17 protein-coding genes and 3 tRNA genes are annotated in these 23,553 nt (G+C 64.3%); 10 read left to right on the forward strand and 10 right to left on the reverse strand.

The genetic code is table 11. The features are described from left to right. Positions 1-60: 60 nt before the first annotated feature. Together HMI59_RS08450 and bcp are read right to left on the reverse strand one after the other, a co-directional pair. A tRNA-Leu gene (locus tag HMI59_RS08450) sits at positions 61-142 on the reverse strand. 59 nt (positions 143-201) lie between these two features. Continuing rightward, a complete protein-coding gene (gene bcp / locus HMI59_RS08455) occupies positions 202-675 on the reverse strand; it encodes a thioredoxin-dependent thiol peroxidase (RefSeq protein WP_021470929.1) in 474 nt (157 codons plus the stop codon). An 86-nt stretch (positions 676-761) separates the two neighbouring features. On the opposite strand from bcp, the gene HMI59_RS08460 reads away from it, so the two are divergent. After that, the gene (locus HMI59_RS08460; RefSeq protein ID WP_227471577.1) at positions 762-1,262 is read left to right on the forward strand and encodes a MarR family winged helix-turn-helix transcriptional regulator; all 501 of its coding nucleotides are present in this window, start codon (positions 762-764) and stop codon (positions 1,260-1,262) included. A 74-nt stretch (positions 1,263-1,336) separates the two neighbouring features. Here HMI59_RS08460 and HMI59_RS08465 read toward each other — a convergent pair. The 4 genes from HMI59_RS08465 to HMI59_RS08480 form a co-directional block, all read right to left on the reverse strand. Next, a tRNA-Lys gene (locus HMI59_RS08465) sits at positions 1,337-1,412 on the reverse strand. Positions 1,413-1,656: 244 nt separating this feature from the next. Then, a tRNA-Lys gene (locus tag HMI59_RS08470) sits at positions 1,657-1,732 on the reverse strand. Between the two features lie 116 nt (positions 1,733-1,848). Continuing rightward, positions 1,849-3,003, reverse strand: coding sequence for a sorbosone dehydrogenase family protein (locus HMI59_RS08475; protein WP_193593347.1), 1,155 nt, complete (start codon positions 3,001-3,003; stop codon positions 1,849-1,851). Positions 3,004-3,051: 48 nt separating this feature from the next. Next, positions 3,052-4,002 carry a hypothetical protein gene (locus tag HMI59_RS08480; RefSeq protein ID WP_227471578.1) on the reverse strand — a complete coding sequence of 317 codons (951 nt, stop codon included), beginning with the start codon at positions 4,000-4,002 and terminating at the stop codon, positions 3,052-3,054. Positions 4,003-4,228: 226 nt separating this feature from the next. On the opposite strand from HMI59_RS08480, the gene ilvD reads away from it, so the two are divergent. The 8 genes from ilvD to metG all read left to right on the forward strand — a co-directional run bounded on the left by ilvD (position 4,229) and on the right by metG (position 16,995). Continuing rightward, a complete protein-coding gene (gene ilvD, locus HMI59_RS08485; protein WP_021470925.1) occupies positions 4,229-5,950 on the forward strand; it encodes a dihydroxy-acid dehydratase in 1,722 nt (573 codons plus the stop codon). 285 nt (positions 5,951-6,235) lie between these two features. Continuing rightward, on the forward strand, positions 6,236-8,137 hold the full coding sequence (locus HMI59_RS08490; RefSeq protein WP_193593348.1) for an acetolactate synthase large subunit: 1,902 nt from the start codon (positions 6,236-6,238) through the stop codon (positions 8,135-8,137). A gap of 3 nt (positions 8,138-8,140) precedes the next feature. Then, positions 8,141-8,653 (forward strand): acetolactate synthase small subunit, encoded by a 513-nt coding sequence (gene ilvN, locus HMI59_RS08495; protein ID WP_021470923.1) that lies wholly within the window; start codon positions 8,141-8,143, stop codon positions 8,651-8,653. Between the two features lie 69 nt (positions 8,654-8,722). Beyond that, positions 8,723-9,781: a ketol-acid reductoisomerase gene (ilvC, locus tag HMI59_RS08500; protein ID WP_255527674.1), complete on the forward strand. Its 1,059-nt coding sequence runs from the start codon at positions 8,723-8,725 to the stop codon at positions 9,779-9,781. Positions 9,782-10,029: 248 nt separating this feature from the next. After that, entirely contained in the window at positions 10,030-11,625 is a 1,596-nt protein-coding gene (serA, locus tag HMI59_RS08505; RefSeq protein ID WP_062097096.1) for a phosphoglycerate dehydrogenase, read from the forward strand. Between the two features lie 211 nt (positions 11,626-11,836). Continuing rightward, positions 11,837-14,647, forward strand: coding sequence for an FtsX-like permease family protein (locus tag HMI59_RS08510; RefSeq protein ID WP_021470920.1), 2,811 nt, complete (start codon positions 11,837-11,839; stop codon positions 14,645-14,647). Continuing rightward, positions 14,644-15,399, forward strand: a complete 756-nt coding sequence (locus HMI59_RS08515; RefSeq protein ID WP_021470919.1) for an ABC transporter ATP-binding protein — start codon at positions 14,644-14,646, stop codon at positions 15,397-15,399. The genes HMI59_RS08510 and HMI59_RS08515 overlap by 4 nt, the downstream gene beginning before the upstream one ends. A 36-nt stretch (positions 15,400-15,435) precedes the next feature. Further along, the gene (gene metG, locus HMI59_RS08520) at positions 15,436-16,995 is read left to right on the forward strand and encodes a methionine--tRNA ligase (RefSeq protein ID WP_193593349.1); all 1,560 of its coding nucleotides are present in this window, start codon (positions 15,436-15,438) and stop codon (positions 16,993-16,995) included. A 115-nt stretch (positions 16,996-17,110) separates the two neighbouring features. Here metG and HMI59_RS08525 read toward each other — a convergent pair whose 3' ends face one another. From HMI59_RS08525 to HMI59_RS08540, 4 genes are all read right to left on the reverse strand, one after another. Beyond that, on the reverse strand, positions 17,111-19,594 hold the full coding sequence (locus HMI59_RS08525) for an ABC transporter permease (RefSeq protein ID WP_193593350.1): 2,484 nt from the start codon (positions 19,592-19,594) through the stop codon (positions 17,111-17,113). Positions 19,595-19,596: 2 nt separating this feature from the next. After that, on the reverse strand, positions 19,597-20,391 hold the full coding sequence (locus tag HMI59_RS08530) for an ABC transporter ATP-binding protein (RefSeq protein ID WP_071416321.1): 795 nt from the start codon (positions 20,389-20,391) through the stop codon (positions 19,597-19,599). 90 nt (positions 20,392-20,481) lie between these two features. Continuing rightward, the gene (locus HMI59_RS08535; protein ID WP_071416322.1) at positions 20,482-21,195 is read right to left on the reverse strand and encodes a response regulator transcription factor; all 714 of its coding nucleotides are present in this window, start codon (positions 21,193-21,195) and stop codon (positions 20,482-20,484) included. A gap of 3 nt (positions 21,196-21,198) precedes the next feature. Further along, on the reverse strand, positions 21,199-22,383 hold the full coding sequence (locus HMI59_RS08540; protein WP_193593351.1) for a sensor histidine kinase: 1,185 nt from the start codon (positions 22,381-22,383) through the stop codon (positions 21,199-21,201). Between the two features lie 117 nt (positions 22,384-22,500). On the opposite strand from HMI59_RS08540, the gene HMI59_RS08545 reads away from it, so the two are divergent. Further along, entirely contained in the window at positions 22,501-23,553 is a 1,053-nt protein-coding gene (locus HMI59_RS08545; protein ID WP_021470913.1) for a 3-isopropylmalate dehydrogenase, read from the forward strand.

Genomic DNA, 23,553 nt, shown 5'->3' on the forward strand with positions numbered 1-23,553 from the left:
CACGCCCGTGGAACACGTTCCCCGTCTTCTTGAGGAAGGACACCCCAAGCTCCAACACTGTGCGCAAGGGGGGACTTGAACCCCCACGCCCGAAGGCACAGGAACCTAAATCCTGCGTGTCTGCCAATTTCACCACTCGCGCTTGCCTGCGGTTCCAGCCCTCAGGGGCAGTACCGGCGGCGTCGGGGTCCAGTGTACCTGCTACTGATCGAGTTTGAGGTCCTTGCGCAGCTTGGCCACGTGACCTGTTGCCCGGACGTTGTACTGGGCCAGAGCCACTTTTCCTTCGGGATCCACCACGATCGTGGAACGGATAAGGCCCATGTAGGTTTTCCCGTAGTTCTTCTTCTCGCCCCAGGCTGCGTAGGCCTCCGCAACCGAGTGGTCCTCGTCGGAGAGCAGGGGAAAGGTGAGGCCCTCTGTGTCGGCGAACTTCGCCAGTGCCTTGGCAGAATCGGGGGAGATGCCGAGGACTTCGTAGCCGGCTCCCTGCAGGGACGCGAGGGAATCGCGGAAATCACAGGCCTGTTTGGTGCAACCCGGGGTGGAGGCCGCCGGGTAGAAATACACGATGGTATTCCGGCCGCGGAAGTCCTGCAGGCGTACTTCCTTGCCGTCCTTGTCCTGAAGAATGAAGTCCGGGGCCTGGTCGCCCGGGGTGAGTCGCTCCGCCAAAATTTGCTCCTTGAAATATGTGCGCAATCACCCACTTTAGTGCGGAGAAGCAATGTAAGCATGCTTAGCGCGCATATACTATCGACATGCCTGATATGGAGAGATGGCCCACGACGCGACTACTTTCGACCGCTGCGCGGCTCGTGGAAATCTCATGGAACGAGAAATTGAAGTCGATTGGCCTGACGCACGCCGGCGTTATCGCCATGCAGGTCCTGGCTGCCAAGGGTCCCATCACCCAGGCCGCTTTGGCGGAGGTTGCCAGGGTCAAGGCCCAGACCATGGGTACCACCCTTGCGCGGCTCGAACTGCATGGGCACGTGACGCGCCACCGCAGTGATTCAGACCGCCGGAGCCATGTGGTGACCCTTACGCCCGCCGGTAGCGAGGCGCTGACCGAGGCCGTGAAGTTGGAGCAGGACGTCCTTGCCCCCGTTGCGGTTGACACTGCGCGGCTCCGCGACGAACTCCGCATCGTGGTCAGCGGACTCATCGGGGTTCCATTGGCTGAAGAGGTGGGTATCCGGCCTGCTCACGAAACTGCTGCGCCAGGGGCGGAAAAGCCCTCGGGGGAGACCACCGCATAAGACTGGCCCCGTTCCTGCAGGGGGCGGGCAAAAGGAAAGGCTCCGGATCGCATCAAGCGATCCGGAGCCTTTTTTGGTGCACCCCCCGGGACTCGAACCCGGAACCCATTGATTAAGAGTCAATTGCTCTGCCAGTTGAGCTAGAGGTGCAACTATTGCTTTCAGCCTGGCGGGAATTTCTTCCTCAGCGGCGTCCGCAACGACAGATAACTCTACACCACTTCCAAGGGCGCAATGTCCACTTGTGCCGAACAGTGATGCACTCCACAGCCCGGCGATCGAAGCGGTGCCGGCCCCCGGCTGGGACATGCAAAACAGGGGCACGCAGAACAGGACATGCAAAACAGGGACACGCAAAAAGACCCCGAAGCGTTGGACGCTTCAGGGTCTTTCTTGGTGCACCCCCCGGGACTCGAACCCGGAACCCATTGATTAAGAGTCAATTGCTCTGCCAGTTGAGCTAGAGGTGCAGCTGTTGTTTTCGATCATTCCGACGAGGTTTATTTCCCCGGCGATCTCCGCAACGACAAGTAACTCTACACGACTTCAGCCGAACTGCAAATTCGCGGACGGCTGGCCCCGGCGCCTACCGTTCCAGCCTCAAAACCAGCGCAAAATCGGGGTTTCTGTTGTTGCTGAGTACCCACAAAGCACCGTCGGGGGCTGCCGCCACGTCCCGCAGCCGCCCGAACTGTCCTGTGAGAAAGGCCACAGGAGTGCCGGCGGACTCTCCGTCCAGGGGAACGGCCCATAGGCGCTGCCCCCGGAGGGCGCCTGTGTACGCAACGCCGTCCACAATCTCCAAGCCACTGGGCGACGCCTCGCCCGTTGAAGGCCACACGACCTTTGCGTCGAGGAAGCCCTGCCGTCCGGGGGCTCCCGTCACCGTGGGCCACCCGTAATTCCCGCCGGGCGTGATGAGGTTGAGTTCATCATCGACGTCCGGCCCGAACTCGCTCGCCCACAGGCGTCCCCCGGAGTCCCAGGCAAGGCCTTGGACGTTGCGGTGCCCGTAGCTGTACACGGGGCTGTCGCCAAAAGGGTTGCCCGGTGCGGGCCGTCCCTCCGGTGTCAGCCGGAGGATCTTGCCGCCCAGTGCCTCCAGGTCCTGGGGCTGCTCCCGTCGCTGCGAATCGCCCGTTCCAACGTAAAGGAGTCCATCAGGCCCGAAGCGGATCCTTCCGCCGTTGTGGGTAGACGCTTTGGGGATCCCGGAAAAGACCACTTCGGCCGGGCCCAGCCTCAGGTCCCCGGACCCGTCCCGGGTCAGCTGCACCCGGGCTATCCGGTTGTCCGAGCTTGAGGTGAAGTACGCATAGAGCCAACGGTCCGTGGCGAAGCCGGGCGAAAGCGCCAGCCCAAGGAGGCCGCCTTCACCACCGGGCACGACGCCGGCAACCTCACCGACAAGGGTGGCCTGCCCGTCGCGGATTGCCTTGACGGTTGCCGAATCTCGTTCAGAGACCACCGCAGTACCGTCCGGAAGGAACACGACCGACCACGGCAGTTGCAGGCCGACGTCGAGCTTCTCCTCAACCTGGACGCCGCGGGGAACAGCGGTTTGGGTCGTTGGCGATGGGCCGGGGGTCGTAAAAGTCGTGCTGCTTTGGGGAACCGGGCTGCTGCCGGACGTGGACGTTCCGGCCGGACCTGACGGGCTTCCCGTGCAGGAAGAAAGCACCACGGCCAGCGCGCAGAGCACAGGCAGTGCGCGGGTGGCCGGCTTCCTGGCGTTCGTCATGGAGATCGGGAGAACAGCAAACGACGGCGGTTCGGCAGCAGATCCGGCTCAGCGGCGGCTGCGTCGTGGCGGACGGAAGCCTGCCGCCTCAGCGTGGGCGGCTGACTCGAACCAGACGTCCGCAGGGGCGTCGGCGTAATCCGCGGAGTCGTCGTCGTAGTAGGTCATGGTGGCAGCTTCCCCCTTGACCGGGTATCCGTCCGGGGCACTGCCATCAGCTGCCGCGCCGGCGGAACCAGCGCCGTAGGGGTGATCGGCCGCCAAGTGTCCGGACGGTGCGTCGGCCTCCATTGTTTCGGCGGCAGCAGTCTCAGCGCCGGGAAGCGTGGGGGAGTGGGGGTCGGTGTACTCGTGGTGGTGGACCGGTTTTCCCGAGGAATCGGTCCACGAGGATTCCCACTCGTTCTTGTCCGCCGCGTCCCGGCCGGTTGAGTCGGCGCGGGTGACGTCGTCTGCTGTCACTTCCCCGGTGCTTCCCACCCGTGCGTTCGTGTCCACTACGGGCTCGTCCACCACCGGCTCATCCAGCACGGGAGCCTCGATCACGGGTTCGTTCCCGACGTCCGGTTCGGCGGTTCCAGTGCGCTCTGTGCCGGCGCCGGCAGGTTCAGCGCCGCCACCCGCTCCGCCTGTACCGGCAGCAGGAGCAGGTTCGCCGTCCGTTGATGAGTGCCTGCCATGCCCGTGCGGTGCTGCGGAAGGGGCAGTCGCGGCCGTGGCGGCGTTGGAGGCGAGGTCCGGATCTTGTTCTTCGACGGCGGCGGGCTCCGGTGCTCCGGGACGGCTGTCTGCGGCGGGCTCTTTGCTTGCGGTGGTAACTCCTGCGAGACCGGCTACTCCCGCTGCCGCGGCAGCGGTCTCCGGAACGGCGGAAGTGTTGCCCGGCTCCGTAGCGGCCGGGGGAGTGGCCGCCGGTTTGCGTGTGTTGTTGCGGCTGATAAGCCACCAGGCAACCGCAATCACCAGCACAATAACAATGACCCAAATCAACCAATCCATGGTGACGCCCTTCCGCTTTGGGGGTTTGAAGTCTTTCCAATGAGCCGTGTTTCCGACGTTACGTGCCTGCTCAGGGGCTGTCCAGCATCCGGACCGGGCTGCGGGCGACGAAAGGAATCCATGGGTATTTCCGGTGTTGTCCGGGTTTTGTGTCTTTTATGGCTTTTTTGATTTTTCCGGGACAGGCAAGGGACTGCGGGCAGGGCTGCCACATAGACTGTGGGGCATGAGCGAGGACACCCGGACTTCCACAGAGAATACGCCTGACATCAAACCCCGTAGCCGGGTTGTCACGGACGGCATTCACGCCGCTCCCGCACGCGGAATGTTCCGCGCCGTGGGCATGGGCGATGACGATTTCGCAAAGCCGCAAATCGGCGTCGCGAGTTCCTGGAACGAAATCACACCCTGCAATCTTTCCCTTAACCGCCTGGCCCAGGGCGCCAAGGAAGGCGTCCACGCCGGCGGGGGATTTCCCATGCAATTCGGCACGATTTCCGTTTCCGACGGTATTTCCATGGGGCATGAGGGCATGCACTTTTCCCTGGTATCGCGGGAAGTCATTGCCGATTCCGTCGAGACGGTGATGCAGGCCGAGCGGATCGACGGTTCCGTGCTCCTGGCCGGTTGCGACAAGTCCCTGCCCGGCATGCTCATGGCAGCCGCCCGCCTGGACCTGGCCAGCGTGTTCCTTTACGCCGGTTCCATCATGCCGGGGTGGGTAAAACTCGAGGATGGTTCGGAGAAGGAAGTAACCCTCATTGACGCCTTCGAGGCAGTCGGAGCCTGCGCCGCCGGCAAGATGAGCCGTGAGGACCTGGACCGCATCGAAAAAGCCATCTGTCCGGGCGAAGGTGCCTGCGGCGGCATGTACACGGCAAACACGATGGCGTGCATTGGCGAAGCCCTTGGAATGTCGCTTCCGGGTTCCGCAGCCCCGCCCTCGGCAGATCGCCGTCGGGATGACTTTGCCCGGAAGTCCGGGGAGGCGGTGGTGAACCTCCTGCGGCTTGGCATCACCGCGCGGGACATCATGACCAAGAAGGCCTTCGAAAATGCCATCGCGGTCACCATGGCCTTCGGCGGTTCCACCAACGCCGTGCTTCACTTGTTGGCTATTGCCCGCGAGGCCAACGTGGACTTGACGCTTGATGACTTCAACCGGATCGGTGACCGCATACCGCACCTTGGCGACCTGAAGCCGTTCGGCCGGTACGTGATGACCGACGTCGATAAGATCGGCGGGGTTCCGGTCATCATGCGAGCTCTGCTCGACGCCGGACTGCTGCACGGCGATTGCCTCACCGTGACGGGCAAAACGCTTGCCGAAAACCTGGCTGCGATCAACCCGCCGGACCTGGACGGCAAGATCCTGCGGGCGCTGGACAATCCGATCCACAAGACGGGCGGCATCACCATCCTGCACGGCTCCCTGGCTCCCGAGGGTGCAGTGGTCAAGAGCGCAGGCTTCGACGCCGACGTTTTCGAGGGCACCGCCCGGGTGTTCGAGCGCGAGCAGGGCGCTTTGGATGCCTTGGACAATGGCCGCATCCAGAAGGGCGACGTCGTGGTGATCCGCTACGAGGGTCCCAAGGGCGGGCCCGGCATGCGGGAGATGCTGGCCATTACCGGCGCGATCAAGGGTGCCGGGCTCGGCAAGGATGTCCTGCTCCTCACTGACGGCCGCTTCTCCGGCGGGACCACCGGCTTGTGCATCGGCCACGTCGCGCCGGAAGCCGTCGACGGCGGTCCTATCGCCTTCGTCAAGGACGGGGACCGGATCCGTGTGGACATCGCTGCGCGTTCTTTCGACCTCCTGGTTGATGACGCCGAACTCGAAGCCCGCAAAGTGGGCTGGGAGCCGCTGCCTGCCAAGTTCACCAAGGGCGTTCTTGCCAAGTACGCCAAGCTCGTCCACAGCGCCTCCACCGGGGCTTACTGCGGCTGAGTTCCCTGCCGGGCTCCGCGTCCCCAAGGAGGCGGAGTCCGGCAGATGGACATTGTTGTCCAGATATTGAGATACGATGTTGCCTGATTGACACGTATCTCGTTTAGAGGGAACACTGAACGCATGATTTCATTCGTTACCGTTGGCGTCGTCGTCCTTACCAAGCGCGTGGCATAGCCCGACTGGTAACGAACTGTCACGCGCAAACCCCTCGAAGAGCCGTAAGGCTGAGGGGTTTTTTTATTTGCAAGACCCACCAATGAAGATCCACTAAGGAAGAGTCCGATGAGCAAAGGATCGCCGATCAGCCCCTCGCTGATGGCTGCAAAGTCCGCTGGAGCCACCAAGGCTCCGGAAAAGATCGACCGAACGGCTGACACCGTCGTCGACGCTGCTGCACCTCTCTCTCCTGTACTTGGGCCGAACAACGTTGTACCCCCAACGGTGATGACCGGCTCGCAAGCAATTGTCCGCTCGCTCGAAGAACTCGGCGTGGACGATATTTTCGGTTTGCCCGGTGGCGCGATCCTGCCCACCTACGACCCCTTGATGGCCTCCAGCATGAATCACGTCCTGGTCCGTCACGAACAGGGAGCCGGCCACGCCGCGCAAGGCTACGCCATGGTTACCGGACGGGTTGGCGTGTGCATCGCCACCTCGGGCCCCGGTGCCACCAACCTCGTTACCGCCATCATGGATGCCCACATGGACTCCGTGCCGATGGTGGCCATCACCGGCCAGGTCTCCAGTGGAGTCATCGGCACCGACGCCTTCCAGGAGGCCGACATCGTGGGCATCACCATGCCCATCACCAAGCACTCTTTCCTGGTGACGGATCCCAATGACATCCCGCACGTCATGGCAGAAGCCTTCCACCTTGCCTCGACCGGCCGCCCCGGCCCGGTCCTGGTGGACATCGCCAAGGATGCCCAGGTTGGCCAGATGACGTTCTCATGGCCGCCCAAGATCGATCTTCCCGGCTACCGTCCGGTTGTCCGCGGCCACAACAAGCAGGTCCGCGAAGCCGCCAAGCTGATCGCTGCCTCCAGCAAGCCCGTTCTGTACGTCGGCGGCGGCGTGGTCAAGGGCCACGCATCTGCCGAACTCATGGAACTGGCACTGGCCACCGGCGCGCCCGTGGTCACGACGCTCATGGCCCGCGGAGCCTTCCCCGATTCGCACCCACAGCACGTTGGCATGCCCGGCATGCACGGTGCCGTCTCGGCAGTCACCGCACTGCAGCAGGCTGACCTGCTCATCACGCTCGGTGCGCGGTTCGATGACCGCGTGACCGGTGTACTGAAGACCTTCGCGCCAACTGCCAAGGTCATCCACGCGGACATCGATCCTGCGGAGATCTCCAAGAACCGCACGGCGGACGTGCCGATTGTCGGCTCGGTGAAGGAGATCATTCCCGAACTGACCGAAGCCGTAAAGGCCCGGTTTGACCAAGTCGGTACTCCGGACCTGGGCTCCTGGTGGGCCTTCCTGAACAACCTGCGCGACACCTACCCCCTGGGGTGGACCGAGCCGGAAGATGGACTCACGGCTCCGCAGCGGGTCATCAAGCGCATCGGAGAACTCACCGGTCCTGAGGGAATCTACGTTGCGGGCGTTGGCCAGCACCAGATGTGGGCTGCCCAGTTCATCAAATACGAACGTCCCCACGCCTGGTTGAATTCGGGCGGCGCAGGAACCATGGGCTACTCCGTTCCCGCCGCCATGGGCGCCAAAGTCGGTGAACCGGACCGGGTTGTCTGGGCGATCGACGGCGACGGCTGCTTCCAGATGACCAACCAGGAACTGGCTACCTGCGCCATCAACAACATCCCCATCAAGGTGGCCATCATCAACAACTCGTCACTGGGCATGGTGCGCCAGTGGCAGACGCTGTTCTACGAAGGCCGCTACTCCAACACGGACCTGAACACCGGCCACGACACCATCCGGATCCCGGACTTCGTCAAACTCGCTGACGCCTACGGTTGTGCCGCCCTGCGGTGTGAACGCGACGAAGACATCGACGCCACCATCCAGAAGGCCCTGGAAATCAATGACCGCCCGGTGGTGATCGACTTCGTCGTCAGCCCCAACTCAATGGTGTGGCCCATGGTGCCCGCCGGCGTCAGCAATGACCAGATCCAGGTTGCCCGCAACATGACCCCGGAATGGGAAGAGGAAGACTAGGCCATGACCCGTCACACACTGTCCGTTCTGGTAGAAGACAAGCCCGGCGTGCTGACCCGCGTGGCCAGCCTTTTCGCCCGGCGTGCCTTCAACATCAACTCCCTCGCCGTGGGGCCCACTGAGGTCCCGGGCATGTCCCGCATGACGGTCGTCGTCGACGCCGACGGCGACTTGATCGAGCAGGTCACCAAGCAGCTCAACAAGTTGGTCAACGTGATCAAGATTGTTGAACTGACTTCCGAATCTTCCGTACAGCGCGACCACATCCTGGTCAAGGTACGTGCGGATGCCGCGACACGTCTGCAGGTTACCCAGGCTGCAGACCTGTTCCGTGCCGCCGTCGTCGACGTGTCTACAGACTCGTTGGTGATCGAGGCAACCGGTACCCCGGAGAAGCTCGCTGCGCTGCTCTCAGTGCTCGAGCCGTTCGGCATCCGTGAAATTGTGCAGTCCGGCACCTTGGCCGTTGGACGGGGATCCCGCTCCATGAGTGACAGGGCGCTTCGCTCCGCCTAAAGCACAGGCAGGGACTGCTCCTTGCATGCCCTGCCCTGCGTTGCGCCCAGTACCGCAGCACCACCTTCAATATCTAGAAACCACTCAAGAGGAGTTACGCAAGTGACTGAAATGTTCTACGACGACGACGCAGACCTGTCGATCATCCAGGGTCGCAAGGTCGCAATCGTCGGTTATGGCTCGCAGGGCCACGCCCACGCGCTTAACCTGCGCGATTCCGGCGTCGAGGTTGTCATCGCGCTCAAGGAAGGCTCCAAGTCGACCGCCAAGGCGCAGGACGCGGGCTTCACCGTCAAGAACGTTGCCGACGCCGCCGAATGGGCAGACGTCATCATGATCCTCGCGCCGGACCAGCACCAGCGCTCGATCTACAACGACTCCATCAAGGACAAGCTGACCGAAGGCAAGGCCCTCGCCTTCGCCCACGGCTTCAACATCCGCTTCGGCTACATCGAGCCCCCCGCAGGCGTTGACGTCATCCTCATCGCTCCGAAGGCGCCGGGCCACACGGTCCGCCGCGAATTCGAAGCCGGCCGTGGCATCCCGGACATCATCGCCGTGGAGCAGGACGCTTCCGGTTCCGCTTGGGAACTGGCCAAGTCCTACGCCAAGGCCATTGGCGGCACCCGCGCCGGTGTCATCAAGACGACCTTCACCGAAGAGACCGAAACCGACCTGTTCGGTGAGCAGTCCGTACTCTGCGGCGGCGTTTCCCAGCTCGTCCAGTACGGCTTCGAGACCCTGACCGAAGCCGGCTACCAGCCGCAGATCGCCTACTTCGAGGTCCTGCACGAGCTCAAGCTCATTGTCGACCTCATGTGGGAAGGCGGCATCGCCAAGCAGCGCTGGAGCGTTTCCGACACCGCTGAGTACGGCGACTACGTCTCCGGCCCGCGCGTCATCACCCCCGAGGTGAAGGAAAACATGAAGGCTGTGCTGGCTGACATCCAGTCCGGTGCCTTCGCCAAGCGCTTCATCGACGACCAGGACAACGGTGCCGTCGAATTCAAGGAACTGCGCGCCAAGGCAGAGCAGCACCCGATCGAGGAAGTCGGCCGCGAGCTCCGTTCGCTCTTCTCCTGGCAGCAGCAGGACGAGGACTACGTCGAAGGTTCCGCAGCACGCTGATCCTTTGCAGCAATGCCCGTCCGGCACCACAGCCGGGCGGGCATTGCCCGTTTTACGCGTCCTTCGATCCCGTTCCGAGGACTGTGAACTTCTTCACAACCGGCGTGTCCGGCCCGTAACATCCCTGAGCGGGCGCCGGATTCGCCGTTCCAATTCGATATTCTGGGCCTGTCCGGAGTAGTGCCCGGGCCCCGCATCCGCTCCTTGTCCAGTACTGTTCCCAAGTTGTCCAAAGTAAGGTGCCACCCGTGTCAGCCACCAAACCCGTCGTCCTCCTCGCCGAGGAACTTTCGCCCGCCACGATCGAGGCACTGGGCCCGGATTTCGAGATCCGCCAGACAGACGGTGCCGACCGCTCCCAGCTGCTGTCCGCCATTGCCGACGTCGATGCCATCCTGGTGCGTTCGGCCACCCAGGTGGACGCCGAAGCGATCGCCGCAGCGAAGAACCTGAAAGTGATCGCGCGCGCCGGCGTGGGACTGGACAACGTAGACATCAAGTCTGCTACCCAGGCAGGCGTCATGGTGGTCAACGCCCCCACCTCCAACATCGTCTCTGCGGCGGAACTTACGGTGGGACACATCCTGAGCCTCGCCCGCCACATTCCGCAGGCCAGCAGCGCCCTGAAGAACGGTGAGTGGAAGCGCTCCAAGTACACCGGCATTGAACTGTTCGAGAAGAAGATCGGCATCATCGGCCTCGGCCGCATCGGCGCTTTGGTTGCTGCCCGCCTCCAGGGATTCGACACCGAGATCCTCGCGTACGATCCCTACATCACTTCGGCCCGCGCAGCGCAGCTCGGGGTCAAGCTGGTAACGCTTGACGAACTCCTGGCCAACGCCGACTTCATCACCATCCACATGCCCAAGACCCCGGAGACCGTGGGCATGCTGGGCGCCGACGCGTTCCGGAAGATGAAGGAATCGGCCTACGTCATCAACGTTGCCCGTGGCGGCCTGGTTGACGAAGAAGCACTGTTCACCGCGCTGAAGGAAGGCCAGATCGCCGGCGCCGGCGTCGACGTGTTCGTCAAGGAGCCCAGCACGGACCTGCCGTTCTTCGAATTCGACAACGTGGTGGTCACTCCGCACCTGGGTGCTTCCACGGACGAGGCCCAGGAGAAGGCCGGCGTGTCCGTAGCGAAGTCGGTACGGCTCGCCCTGGCAGGGGAACTCGTTCCGGATGCGGTGAACGTCGCCGGCGGTGTCATTGCCAGCGACATCCGCCCGGGCATACCGCTGATCGAGAAGCTCGGCCGCATCTTCACCGCCCTCACCCACGCGTCCCTGACGCAGATCGACGTCGAGGTTGCCGGCGAAATCGCCGCCCTGGACGTCAAGGTCCTGGAGCTTGCCGCGTTGAAGGGCGTCTTTGCCGACGTCGTCACGGAGCAGGTGTCCTACGTCAACGCGCCGGTGATTGCCGAGCAGCGCGGTATCAACACGCGCCTCATCACCACCCCCGACGCCGAGGACTACCGCAACGTCCTGACCATCCGCGGTGCGCTCAGCGACGGCTCGCAGATTTCCGTGGCCGGTACCCTGACCGGACCCAAGCAGGTCGAGAAACTGGTGGGCGTCAACGGCTATGACGTCGAAATCCCCATCAGCGAGCACCTCGTGGTGGTTGCTTACGCGGACCGTCCCGGCGTGATCGGCACGATCGGCCACATCCTGGGCATGAACAACATCAACATCGGTGGCATGCAGGTGGCCCGCCAGACCGAAGGCGGCCAGGTGCTGGCGTTGCTGACCATCGACAGCTCCGTGCCGCAGCAGGTACTGGAAGCCATCAAGGCCGGCATCGGCGCGGACATGGTCCGCGAAGTCGACCTGGAGGACTAAGCACGGGCTTAGCCAGATGAATTCGGCGTGCCCGGGAACACACCCCTGACGCGCATGCGTGGCCGGTCTGCTTACAATGGCTGGGTCCGGAATTCGGACCCGGCAGCAGGCCGGCCACTACTTTTTGCACACCAAACCCGCGGCTCCTTTGTGTTTTCGAGGGGTCGCGGTCCATGTGTGCGCGCCCGCAATCAAGGTCTCAGGGAGCCCAATGAACGCCGTCCAAAGGTTCATCAGAAGCCGTGTGCTGCTGCTGACCGCGGCCATTTTGATCGTCGCCATGTGCTTGTCCGTCGTCGTCCAGAGCCAGTCGCAGGCGGCCCTGAACAGGACTGTGGATGAGAACTCGCGGGGTCTTTACGACATCCTGGTCCAGGCAAAGCCGGACCAGGAGGGGGACGGCGAGGGCGGTGCCCTGATCCAACCCGAAATTGCCAACGGCCAGGGTGGCATCAGCTTTGAGCAGCTGGAAAAAATCAGGAACATGGGCAACACGGCAGTTGCCGCACCCATCAGCCTTGTTTCCCGCGTATCGCAGAACCTCGAGGCGCCGCGCCTGAATGCCATGGACTACCTCGGCTACAACTCGGGCCTTGCCGGGGCCATCACGGCAGGCGATCCCTCGGCGATGGACTCCGCCAAATGGCCGGAAGCCGAATCGGTATTGTCCGACACCCCGAAGAAGTACCGCTTGACGGCCACGGCCACCAGCTCTGATGGCGTCAACCAGCAGACACTCTTCAAGACCAGCGCGGAAGGCACCTTGGGCAAGGGCCGCTTGGTTGAGGAAAAGACCACCGGTGGCTCCAACGTCCGCATCGCCGGGCCGGAGGGGGAGACGGGCATCAAGTTCCCGGCCCCCGCGCTCGGCTCGGAGCACAACTTGTTCAACCTCTCGGTGGCCCTTCCCTTGGCCCCCGAGGTGACGGAGTCCGTCGTCGCCGTCGATCCCGCGGCCGAACGGGCGCTGCTTGGGACGGCAGGAGACTTCCTGGCACCGCTTGAAAAGGCCCCGCCGGCCGATGCCCGCAACGCGGGCGCAATCGGACGCCACTTCGAAAGCCTCTTCACCACCGGCTTGAGCATGGAGCAATTGGAGGAAGGCCCGGACTTCCTGGGCGTCAAGCTCAAGTACTGGGCCCCCTTGATGACCCAGTACCAGCAGGCCAAGCGTGACGGCCTGCTGACGGACGAGTCACAGGCGATCCCGCTGATTGTCCGCTCGGGCACGTCCCTGGACCTGCAGTACTCGGTGAAGATCGAGGAAATCGACTCCAACGGCAAGGTCCTCAAGGACGTGGGCACCGTGAGCCGTTCCCTGGACAAGGACTACCTCCCGTTCGTATCGAAGTCCCCGTTCGCCCTGGAATGGCCGGGTTCCACCGATCACAGCAAACTGCTTGGCAGCACCGCTTCCTTCAGCCAGGGCCTCTACAACCCGGCCACCTGGAGCACCGCTTTCGCTGCTGCACCGAAGTACAAGGACGGCGACGACGCCGCAAACGGTGCTTCCGACAAGACCGCCACGCCGGGGGACTGGGTGACGGTCAACCGCCTGCCGGAGAAGTCTTCGTTCGGGGCAGCGGTCGACCAGACCCAGCGCAAGCCCGTCGAAGAGCGCGCGTACCGCGAAGACCTGGCCACCGGCAAGAAGCCGGCTACTCCGATGCCCATGGTCTACGGCACCTTCAATCCCGGTGACGTCCAGGCAGCAGCCGGCGACGTGAACAAGCTTCCGCTGGGCGGCTACGACCCGGCACCGATGACCCTCACCAAGGACGCGAACGGAAAAGACGTCGAGGGTACCGTGCTCAAGCCTTCGCTGAGTGCCACCGGCCTGGTGAGCCAGTCGGCCGGCGCGATCACCGACTACTACGGCCTTGCCGCCGCACGCGGCTACGACTCCAATGCCAACGTCATCGACGCGATCCGTGTTCGTGCCAATGCCCCGGGAAACTGGAAGCAGGCTCAGCCGGATGTCGAGAAACTGGCTTCGGAGATCCGCGCCCTCGGCCTGGAGGCAACCGTGGTGGCCGGGTCCGCACGCGAGGACGTCAACATCTTCGTCCCCGGCTACAGCAAGGACGACTCGGGCAAGGAATCGGCCCTCGGAACGGTCCAGCAGTCGTGGGTACGGCAGGATGCCGCCGACGCCGTGTCCGGCTCCCTGACCGGTACCAACATCACCCTGCTCTTCCTGACGTTGCTTGGAGCCACGCTCCTGACCGGCGCCTCGACCGTGAGCTACATCCGCCAGCGCAGAAGCGAAGCAGGAATCCTGCGCGCCATGGGTTGGACGCAGAAACGCATCAGGTCCTGGGTGCTTGAGGAGTTCGCCGTCGGTGCGGCTGCCCTCGCCGCTGCCGGAATCATCCTGAGCTTGCTGAGCTGGAACCTGGCGACGGTCATCGTGTCCGCCACCATGCTGGTCATCTACGCGGCAGCAGCCTTGCTTGCCGCACAGCAGCTGCGTCACCGCGTGGTTATCGACCAGGAGCCGCAGCACGACGACCGCCTCGTGACCGTGGACTCACCCCTGACGTTCGCCAACCGGCAGTTGACCACCAACAAGTTCAACTCGGTCTCGCTCGCTGTGGCAGTGGGAGTGTTCGGCGCAGCCGTCGGCGCGCTGATCGCCCTGCTGATCGACATTCCCCGGGCTGCGGGTGCCAGTGCGCTCAGTGGCCTGGCGGCTGCAAGCGTCGCTCTGCCCAGCGTGATCCTGGCTGTGTTCGGCGTCTTGGTCGGGCTGCTGCTGACACTTGTCACGGGGCGGTTCGAACTCCATGCCAAACGCGAATACCTGGGCACCCTCCGGGCCATGGGCTGGAACCCGGACATGCTGGGCCAGGTCCGCTTCTTCGAAAACGCTTTGGTAGGTACCGTGGCCCTTCCCCTCGGTGTCCTCGGGGCGCTGGGACTGGGGCTGCTCCTGGCCCCGTATGCGGCCCTCTGGGCCGGGCTGGCCGGCCTGCTGGCCGTAATTTGCTGGATTCCGATTGCAACGAAAGTAGTCAAATGACTGACAACCTCAACACCGAGCTGACGGCCACCCCGGAGTCAACGGAAGAGTCGCTGCAGACCCGGGCCAACACCATCGTCAAGGCCACGGACCATGCCACTCCGCTGGAACTGCGCAAGGTGACCATCCACTATGGCGGAGACAAGGGCGGGGCCGAAGAAGTCGACGTCGTCGATGACTTCAACCTGACGCTGCACGCAGGCGAGATGCACTGCATCGCCGGTCGAAGCGGCTCCGGCAAGACCAGTATCCTGACCGTCAGCGCGGGACTCACCCTCCCGACGTCGGGCCAGGTCTTTTGGGAAGGCACGTCGCTGGAGTCGATGGGCGACGACGAGATCGCCGACCGCCGCAGGGCGCTCATCGGCTATGTCGACCAGGGCGGTGCCTTGATCGAGGGCATGAGTGCCTTGGAGAACGTGCTGCTTCCCGCCGTACCTGACGGCGAAGTGGAACAACGCACCGAAATGGCCAAGGATCTCCTGGACCTGGTGGGCCTGGGCCGCCGGATGCGCCACCGTCCCGCCCAGCTGTCCGGCGGTGAGCGCCAGCGTGTCGCGATCGCCCGCGCCCTGATCCTCGGCACCCGCGTCCTGGTGGTTGACGAACCGACGGCGAGCCTTGACCGCGCAGCGGCCAACCGCATCATCGGGATCCTGAAAGACACCACCAGTGACGGCATCGCCGTCCTCGTGGCGTCACACGACCACGAGCTGGTCCGGCTCAGCGATACGCTGACCGAGCTTAACTAAGCTTCTTCCCGCTGAAAATAAAGGTAACTTCTTAGAGTGACGTCTGCAGAGAAATCCCCGTTCTACATCACCACGGCCATCAGCTACCCCAACGGCGTGCCGCACATCGGCCACGCCTACGAGGTCATTGCCACCGATGCCATGGCGCGGTTCAAGCGTCTGGACGGCCATGAGGTGTTCTTCATGACCGGAACGGACGAGCACGGACTCAAGATGCAGCAGTCCGCGGAGAAGGAAGGCCTGACGGCCAAGGAACTGGCCGACCGGAACTCTGCTGCCTTCAAGCAGATGAGCCAGGACCTCGGCATTTCCTACGACCGGTTCATCCGCACCACCGATCCGGACCACTACGCCGCTTCGCAGGCCATCTGGAAGAAGATGGAAGTCAACGGCGATATCTACCTGTCCAAGTACGAGGGCTGGTACTCCGTCCGCGACGAGGCGTACTACGTCGAGGACGACACCGTGGTCAAGGAAGACGGCCTCCGCTACTCCAAGGAAACGGACACGTTGGTGACGTGGACGGCGGAGGAAAGCTACTTCTTCAGGTTGTCGGCCTACCAGGAGAAGTTGCTCGCCCTCTATGAGGCCCACCCCGACTTCGGCGCGCCGCAGTCCCGGTTCAACGAGGTCATCAGCTTCGTCAAGCGTGGCCTGGAAGACCTCTCCATCAGCCGGACCACCTTCGACTGGGGTGTCCCGGTTCCCGGGGATGAGAAACACGTCATGTACGTGTGGGTGGATGCCCTCACCAACTACCTCACCGGCGCGGGCTACCCGGACACGGAGTCGGAATCGTTCAAGAAGTTCTGGCCGGCGGACGTCCACATCATCGGCAAGGACATCTCCCGGTTCCACGCCATTTACTGGCCGGCATTCCTCATGAGCGCGGGGCTGGAGTTGCCCAAGCGCGTGATGATCCACGGCTTCCTGACCAACAACGGCGTCAAGATGTCCAAGTCCCTCGGCAACGTCGTTGCCCCACGTGACTTCGTGGAGCGTTACGGCTTGGACCAGTGCCGCTTCTTCTTCCTCCGCGAAGTACCGTTCGGCGCCGACGGCAGCTACAACCACGAGGCAATCGTGGGCCGCATGAACTCGGACCTGGCAAACAACTTCGGCAACCTCGCTCAGCGCTCACTGTCCATGGTGGCCAAGAACTGCGAGGGCAAGGTTCCCGTGCCGGGTGCTTTCACGGCCGAGGACCAAGCCTTGCTCGAACAAGCCGGGAAGTTGCTGGAGACGGCACGCGGCGCCTTTGAGAAGCAGGAGTTCAGCCGCGCCCTCGAAGCCATTTGGACGGTGCTGGGGGATACCAACGCCTACTTCGCCGAGCAGGCGCCCTGGGTGCTGCGGAAGACCGACGTCGAGCGCATGAACACGGTCCTCTACGTCACCTTGGAGGTGGTCCGGATCGTGGCGATCCTCGCCCAGCCGGTCATGCCGTCGTCGTCGGCCAAGTTGCTTGAGGTGCTGGGACAGCCGGAAGGCCCCGCCCGCCGGTTTGCCGCGATCGCGACGCCCATCCAGCCTGGCACGGAGCTTCCCGCGCCAGTTCCGGTGTTCCCGCGCTACGAGGAACCCGCCGAAGCCTAAGCGAACGCTCTTTCACCTACCGCCACCACACGGCGAACGCTCTTCCACCTCCCTCCGGTTGATCCGGGGAAGGTGGAAGAGCGTTTTCGTTTAAGCGAGGTGATGTGACAGAGCGTCAAGCGGTGGCGAGTCCCTCCACCGGGGACAACCGCGCTGCCCGGCGGGCCGGGACCACCGAGGCCAGGAGCCCTGCGACCACGGCGACGCCGAACACGGCCGCCAGCTGTCCCCAGGGAACGGAAGGAACGACGTCGGCCATGCCGCCCAGCGTCGCCTGGGCACCCAGCCAGCCGTAGACAATGCCGAGGCCACCACCCAGGACGGCTGCCACGCCCGCGACCAACACGGCTTCGATGGCGAGCATCCCGCGGAGCTGGCCCTTGGTCAGGCCGAGCGCCCTGAGCAACGAGTTTTCCCGGGTGCGTTCCAGGACGGACAGCGACAGGGTGTTGGCGACGCCGATCAGCGCGATCACCACCGCGATCCCCAACAGCCCGGTGACCACCAGGAGCAACACGTCGATGATGCTGTTGAACGTCGCCCGCTCTATGGCCGCTCCGCTGACCGTTCGCTCAGGTATGCCCAAAGCAGCAGCGATGTTCTTTTGGATTGCCTGCACCTGCTCGCCGGACACGGAGTCGGCTACCTTGACCCAGACCATCCCCGGTGCTTCCGTGAGCGGACCGGCGGTGATCGTGGAGTCGGCCACGAAGGGCGGGATATGCCGGGTCGTGAGGACCGTAGCGTCGAGGGTTACCGTGCCGGCCGCCGTCGTGATGGACACCGGGCCGGTGGGCGAGTCCTCGGGCAGGTAGGCCTTTCCGGGTGCGGGTCGGAGTTTCGCGTCCCGGAGCACGGCAGAGGCGTCGGCGTTGCCGAGGGCGTAGATGGCGCCGCCGCCAGCGGGCGCCGAATCGTCGGCGAGGCGGCCCACCGGTTGAAGGAGGGCAGCTGCGCTGACACCGTCCAGGGCACGGATCTTGTCCAGGGCCTGCTGCGCATCGCCCGCATCCGGACCCACGGCGGTAGGCGCGGCCAAGTCGACGGGATACGTCTCGGCCAAGGTGCTGTTGAATGCCTGCCTGGCTGTCGACGCGCCGGTCATCATCAGCGACACGAGCGTCACTCCGATCAACAAAGCAGCAGCGGTAGCCGACGTCCGGGCCGGGTTGCGCGTGGCGTTGACGGCGGCAAGCTTGCCGGGCACCCCGGCCGGCGAAGCCAACCGACCTGCCCAGGACACCACAGCCGGAATGAAGAGGCTGGAGCAGAGCAAGACCCCAATGAAGGAGGCGGCGCCGCCAAGCAGGGCGACCTCCAAGGAGACCGAGGCGCTCCCAAATGCCAGCAAGGCACTTCCGCCGGCCAGGACCACCGCGCCCAGTACCAACCGCACCTTGCCGCGACGGTTCCGGACAGACGCGTCATTGGCCGGACGCAAGGCAGCAAGAGGTGCGACGGCGGTGGCCGCCTTCGCGGGGACCAGCGCGGCGATGACGGTCAGCAGGGTACCGGCAAGCAGCCCCGCAATAACGGCCGACGGCGGCACGGCCAGCGTGGCGAACGTTTGCCCGGGCTGGGTTGCAGCCCACGCGACGAGGCCGGACATGACCCCTACCGCGGCGGCGACACCGAGCACCGAGGCAAGGAAACCAACCGCCAATGCTTCCACGATCACCGAGCCGCGGATCTGCGGGCGCCCCGCCCCCAGGCAGCGCAGCAAAGCCAGTTCCCTGGTGCGCTGGGCAACCAGCACGGAGAACGTATTGGACACCACCAGCATGGACACCAGGATGGCCACACCGGCAAAGGCGAGCAGGACGATGGTGAGTTGGTCCTGGCCTCCGCTCAACATTGCAACGGTGGCGGTGACTTTTTCCTGTGCCGTTTGCAGGACCGGGCCCTCGGCTCCGGCCGCTTCCATGCGGTGTGTGATGTACTCCTTCGCGGCGGCAACGTCCTCGCCGGGCTTCAGAATGAATTGAACCCCGCTGAATTGGGCCCCGCTATGTCCTGTCCCCGCGCCCAGGACAGCATCGAGGACGGCCCCACCGGCAATCAGTTGTGCGGCGGAAGAAGAGAAGGGATCATTCGTGGGCTGGACCAGGCCGGAAACCGTGACTGTGGCTTTCTCTTCCGGTCCGGAACCCCGCAACTCCATCGTGCTGCCGGGGTCCAGGCCCAGGTGCCGGGCCGTCTTGGCGTCCAAAAGTACGTCGAAGGGTCTCAGGGGCATTGTGCCGGATACCAGCTCAGCCCCTTCAAGACCGGCAGGCGCCGCGTTCCGCAGCCGGCCGAACTGCTCGCCGTTTGCTTCGAAGGTCACGTAGGTGGACCGTTCGGCGTAGCTCTGGTCAACGGCCGGCGACGACGCGGCGGCGTCCACCGCCGCTTTGCTGAACGGGTCCCCGTTCCTGGGCGTGGCCACCAGATCGGCGTTCCGGTAAGCCTCGCCAATGCTCGCCCCAAGCGAGGCATTGGTGCTGGCACCCACCATCAGGGTGGCCGACAGGAACATCACGGACAACATCACGGCCAAGCCGATGGCGATGAAGCGCCGGTAATGGGTCTTGAGTTGGGACAGGGCTACTCGCAGCACGCTCAGGCCCCCAGCTTGCCCAGGGCGGCCAGGACGGAGTCCGCGGTGGGCTGGTGGATCTCGCCCACCAGGCCACCGTCACTCATCAACACCACCCTGTCCGCATAGCTTGCGGCGACGGGGTCGTGGGTCACCATGATGATGCTTTGCCCCATCTCCTGGGTACTGCGCCGCAACAGCGCAAGGACTTCGCCGCCGGCCTTCGAGTCCAGGTTGCCGGTGGGTTCGTCGCCGAAAACGACGTCGGGACGCGTCAAGAGCGCACGGGCAACGGCTACGCGTTGCTGTTGGCCCCCGGACAGTTCGTGGGGCCGGTGCCGCAACCTGTCCTTCAACCCAAGCGTGGTGACGACGCTTGCCAGCCAGCCGGCGTCGACGTCTTTACCGGCCAGGGCGAGCGGGAGCGTGATGTTCTGTTCGGCAGTGAGGGTGGGCACCAGGTTGAACGCCTGGAAAACGAAGCCGATCCGCTCCCGGCGCAGGGCGGTCAACTGCTTGTCGTTGAGCCCCGTCAGTTCGGTCCCGCCCAGGAGGATCCGTCCGCTGTCCGCGGAGTCCAACCCGGCGAGGCAGTGCATGAGGGTTGATTTTCCGGAGCCTGAAGGGCCCATGATCGCAGTGAACTTCCCGGCGTCGAAGCTGACACTGACGTCTTTCAACGCGACCACCTTGGTGTCGGCGCGGCCGTAGCTTTTGCTCAGCGAGAACGCCTCGACGGCGGGTCGTGCCCCGGCGGCGTCGGCAGGCGTTGGGTGGTCCGGTGTTGAAGGGTGCGGCATGGACGTGAAAGTTGTCATGTTTTCACGCTAGGCGGCAGGACCCCTCCAGCAGATCCGGCCACGGGCCCAAAGTCCGGCACCTCGTCTCATACCGTGGTCTGAGGGGAACTACAGCCCGGGGGATACCACTCCTGTTTCATACGCGATCACCACGATCTGGACCCTGTCACGGGCACCAAGCTTGGCGAGGATGTGCCCCACGTGCGTCTTGACGGTCGCTTCCGACAGGAACAACCCTGCCGCGATCTCCGGGTTCGATTTCCCCTGGGCGATCAGGGTAAAGACCTCGCGTTCACGCGCGGTGAGCCGTTCCACGGCCGCGGCGTGCCCGCTTTGCTCCGGGGTCTGCGTTCGCAGCAGGGGCGCGACGTGATCCAACAGGCGCCGGGTGGTGGAAGGCGCGATCACGGCATCTCCGCGATAAACCGTGCGGATGGCTTCCAGCAGTTCCTCCGGCGGGGCGTCCTTCAACAGGAAACCGCTGGCACCGGCACGGATGGCCGCCAGGGCATACTCGTCAAGGTCGAAGGTGGTGAGGACAACGATCTTGACCCCGGCCCGTTGCGAACCTTCCGGCTGGGTCGCAGCCTGCTCCAGGATCTTCCGGGTGGCCTCGATCCCGTCCATGCCCGGCATCCGGACGTCCATCAGGACAACGTCGGCTGCCGTGGCGTTCAGGGCCTGGACTGCTTCGATGCCGTTGCCCGCCTCGGCAACGACCTCCAGATCGGGCTGGGAGTTGATGAGCATGCTGAAACCGGAACGGACCAATTGCTGGTCATCGACGAGTGCTACGCGGATTAGCGGTGAAAGGTCGGGCAAGGATCAAGCCTCCGAATACGGGATAAGGGCAGACACGCGGAATCCGCCGCCCTGCTGCGGGCCTGCGGACAAAGAACCATCGTAGAGGGCGATGCGTTCGCCCATCCCCGGAAGGCCGCTGCCGCCTCCCGGCACGGGCGGATCGGCTGCGGCGCCCCGGCCGTCGTCCCGGATATCAATCTCCAGTCCGCGGTTCTGCCACGTCAACACCAAGGCTGCCGTGGCGCTGGGGCCTGCGTGCTTGATGACATTGGTCAGGGCTTCCTGGATGGTCCGGTAGGCGGTCAGCTCAGCCCCTGCCGGCAACTGCCGGCGCGGTGTCCCGTGCTGCTCGAAAGACACCTGCAGGCCGGCCGCCCGGAAGCCGAGGAGCAGCTCGTCCAGGTCGGAAAGGCGGGGCTGCGGACGGGTGGGGGAGCCGTCGTCGGAACGCAGCACGCCAAGGAGCCGCCGCATCTCGGCGAGCGAGTCGCGGCCTGTTGCGGCGATGGTGGCCAGTGCTTCGGTGGCGAGTTCGGGTTTAGCAGCGGCCGCGTACCTGGCCCCGTCCGCCTGCGTGATGATCACGGACAGGGAGTGGGCAACAATGTCGTGCATTTCCCGCGCGATGTGGGAGCGCTCATCGGCTGCTGCAAGTTGGCGTTCCTGGTTGTGCTCGATCTCCAGGCGGCGGGTCCTGTCCTCCAACGCCTGCAGTTGCAGCCGCCGCACGCGCGTCAGGTCGCCCAAGGTCCAACTCACCAGCACCAGCATCCAGATCAGTACGGTGTACAAGGCTCCGATGGTAAGGCCCAGGATGCCTGAAGCTGCCGACCCCGAATATTCGCGGGTGGTCAGCATCACGCCGCCCAGCAGCCCCAGCAGCAGCACGGCGCGGCTGGCCCACGCCGGTCCGTAGGCCGCGGTGGCATAGATCACCAGCGGCACTGCTATCTGCCCGGCCACCGGCTCGGCCCCCGCCGCCCATTGGACAAGGCAGACCAGAACCACGACGCCGGCCGCCACCTCCGGACGGGTCCGTCGCCACGCGAGGGGCAACAGGAGGCAGCACGACAACAGGAAGAGGAATGGCCGTCCGGCGAGCAGATACACGGGGCCGAAGAGGAGGACGAGGATGATGGCGGCAGTGAGGTCCACTGTGAAGCGGTTGGTGCGGAACCATTCGTATATCGCGTGCCTTCTATCCACTCCATGACTCTAAGTGCTGCGCCGGGCCGCACACATCATGCCGTGGTCTGACATCGCGGCTGTTCAAGAAGTGAGACGATTTTGACCAGCATGTGGATTGCTTGGCTAGATAGACCTATGAATGCATCGTCCATCAATCTCGCTGTCATCCCCGGCGACGGCATCGGCCCCGAGGTCATCGCCGAAGCCGTCAAGGTTCTGGAAAAGGCTCTTGCCGCCGAAGGCGTCACCCTTGAGCAGACCCATTACAAACTGGGCGCCCAGCACTGGCTTGAAACAGGAGAGACCCTCCCGGACGAAGTACTCGACGATCTCCGGACACGCGACGCAATCCTTTTCGGCGCCGTCGGTGCAGCCCCGGGGGACACCCGCATTCCCTCAGGCATCATCGAACGCGAAATGCTGCTCAAGCTGCGCTTCAGCCTGGACCACTATGTCAACCTGCGGCCCTCGCGTCTCTACAGCTCCGTGGGCAGTCCGCTGGCCAACCCCGGCGAGATCGACTTCATTGTGGTTCGTGAAGGAACAGAGGGACCGTACGTCGGCAACGGCGGGACCTTGCGCGGCGGAACCGCGCATGAGGTAGCCACCGAAGTGTCGCTGAACACCGCCCATGGCGTGGAGCGGGTGGTCCGTGATGCTTTCCGTCGTGCCAGCGCGCGTCCCCGCAAGCACGTGACATTGGTCCACAAGCACAACGTCCTGGTCTACGCGGGCCACCTCTGGAAGCGCACTGTGGAAGCCGTGGCCAAGGAGTTCCCCGAGGTCACGCATGACTACCTGCACATCGACGCCGCCACGATCTTCATGGTCACGGACCCGTCCCGCTTCGACGTCATCGTCACGGACAACCTGTTCGGCGACATCCTGACCGACCTCGCAGCTGCCGTCACAGGCGGTATCGGCCTGGCGGCATCAGGCAACATCAACATGGACCGCACCGCGCCGTCCATGTTCGAACCCGTCCACGGCTCGGCCCCGGACATCGCAGGCCAGCAGAAGGCTGATCCCACTGCTGCGATCCTGTCCGCAGTGCTGTTGTTGGAGCACCTCGGCTACACCGGGGCAGCCCGCAAGATCGAAGCGGCAGTGATTGCCGACGTCGAAGCCCGCACCGGCGAGCCGCGCAGCACCGCTGCGATCGGCGACGCCATTGCGGCAGCACTTTAG

Source organism: Paenarthrobacter sp. YJN-5 (genome assembly GCF_015040095.1).
Taxonomy (GTDB): domain Bacteria; phylum Actinomycetota; class Actinomycetes; order Actinomycetales; family Micrococcaceae; genus Arthrobacter; species Arthrobacter ureafaciens.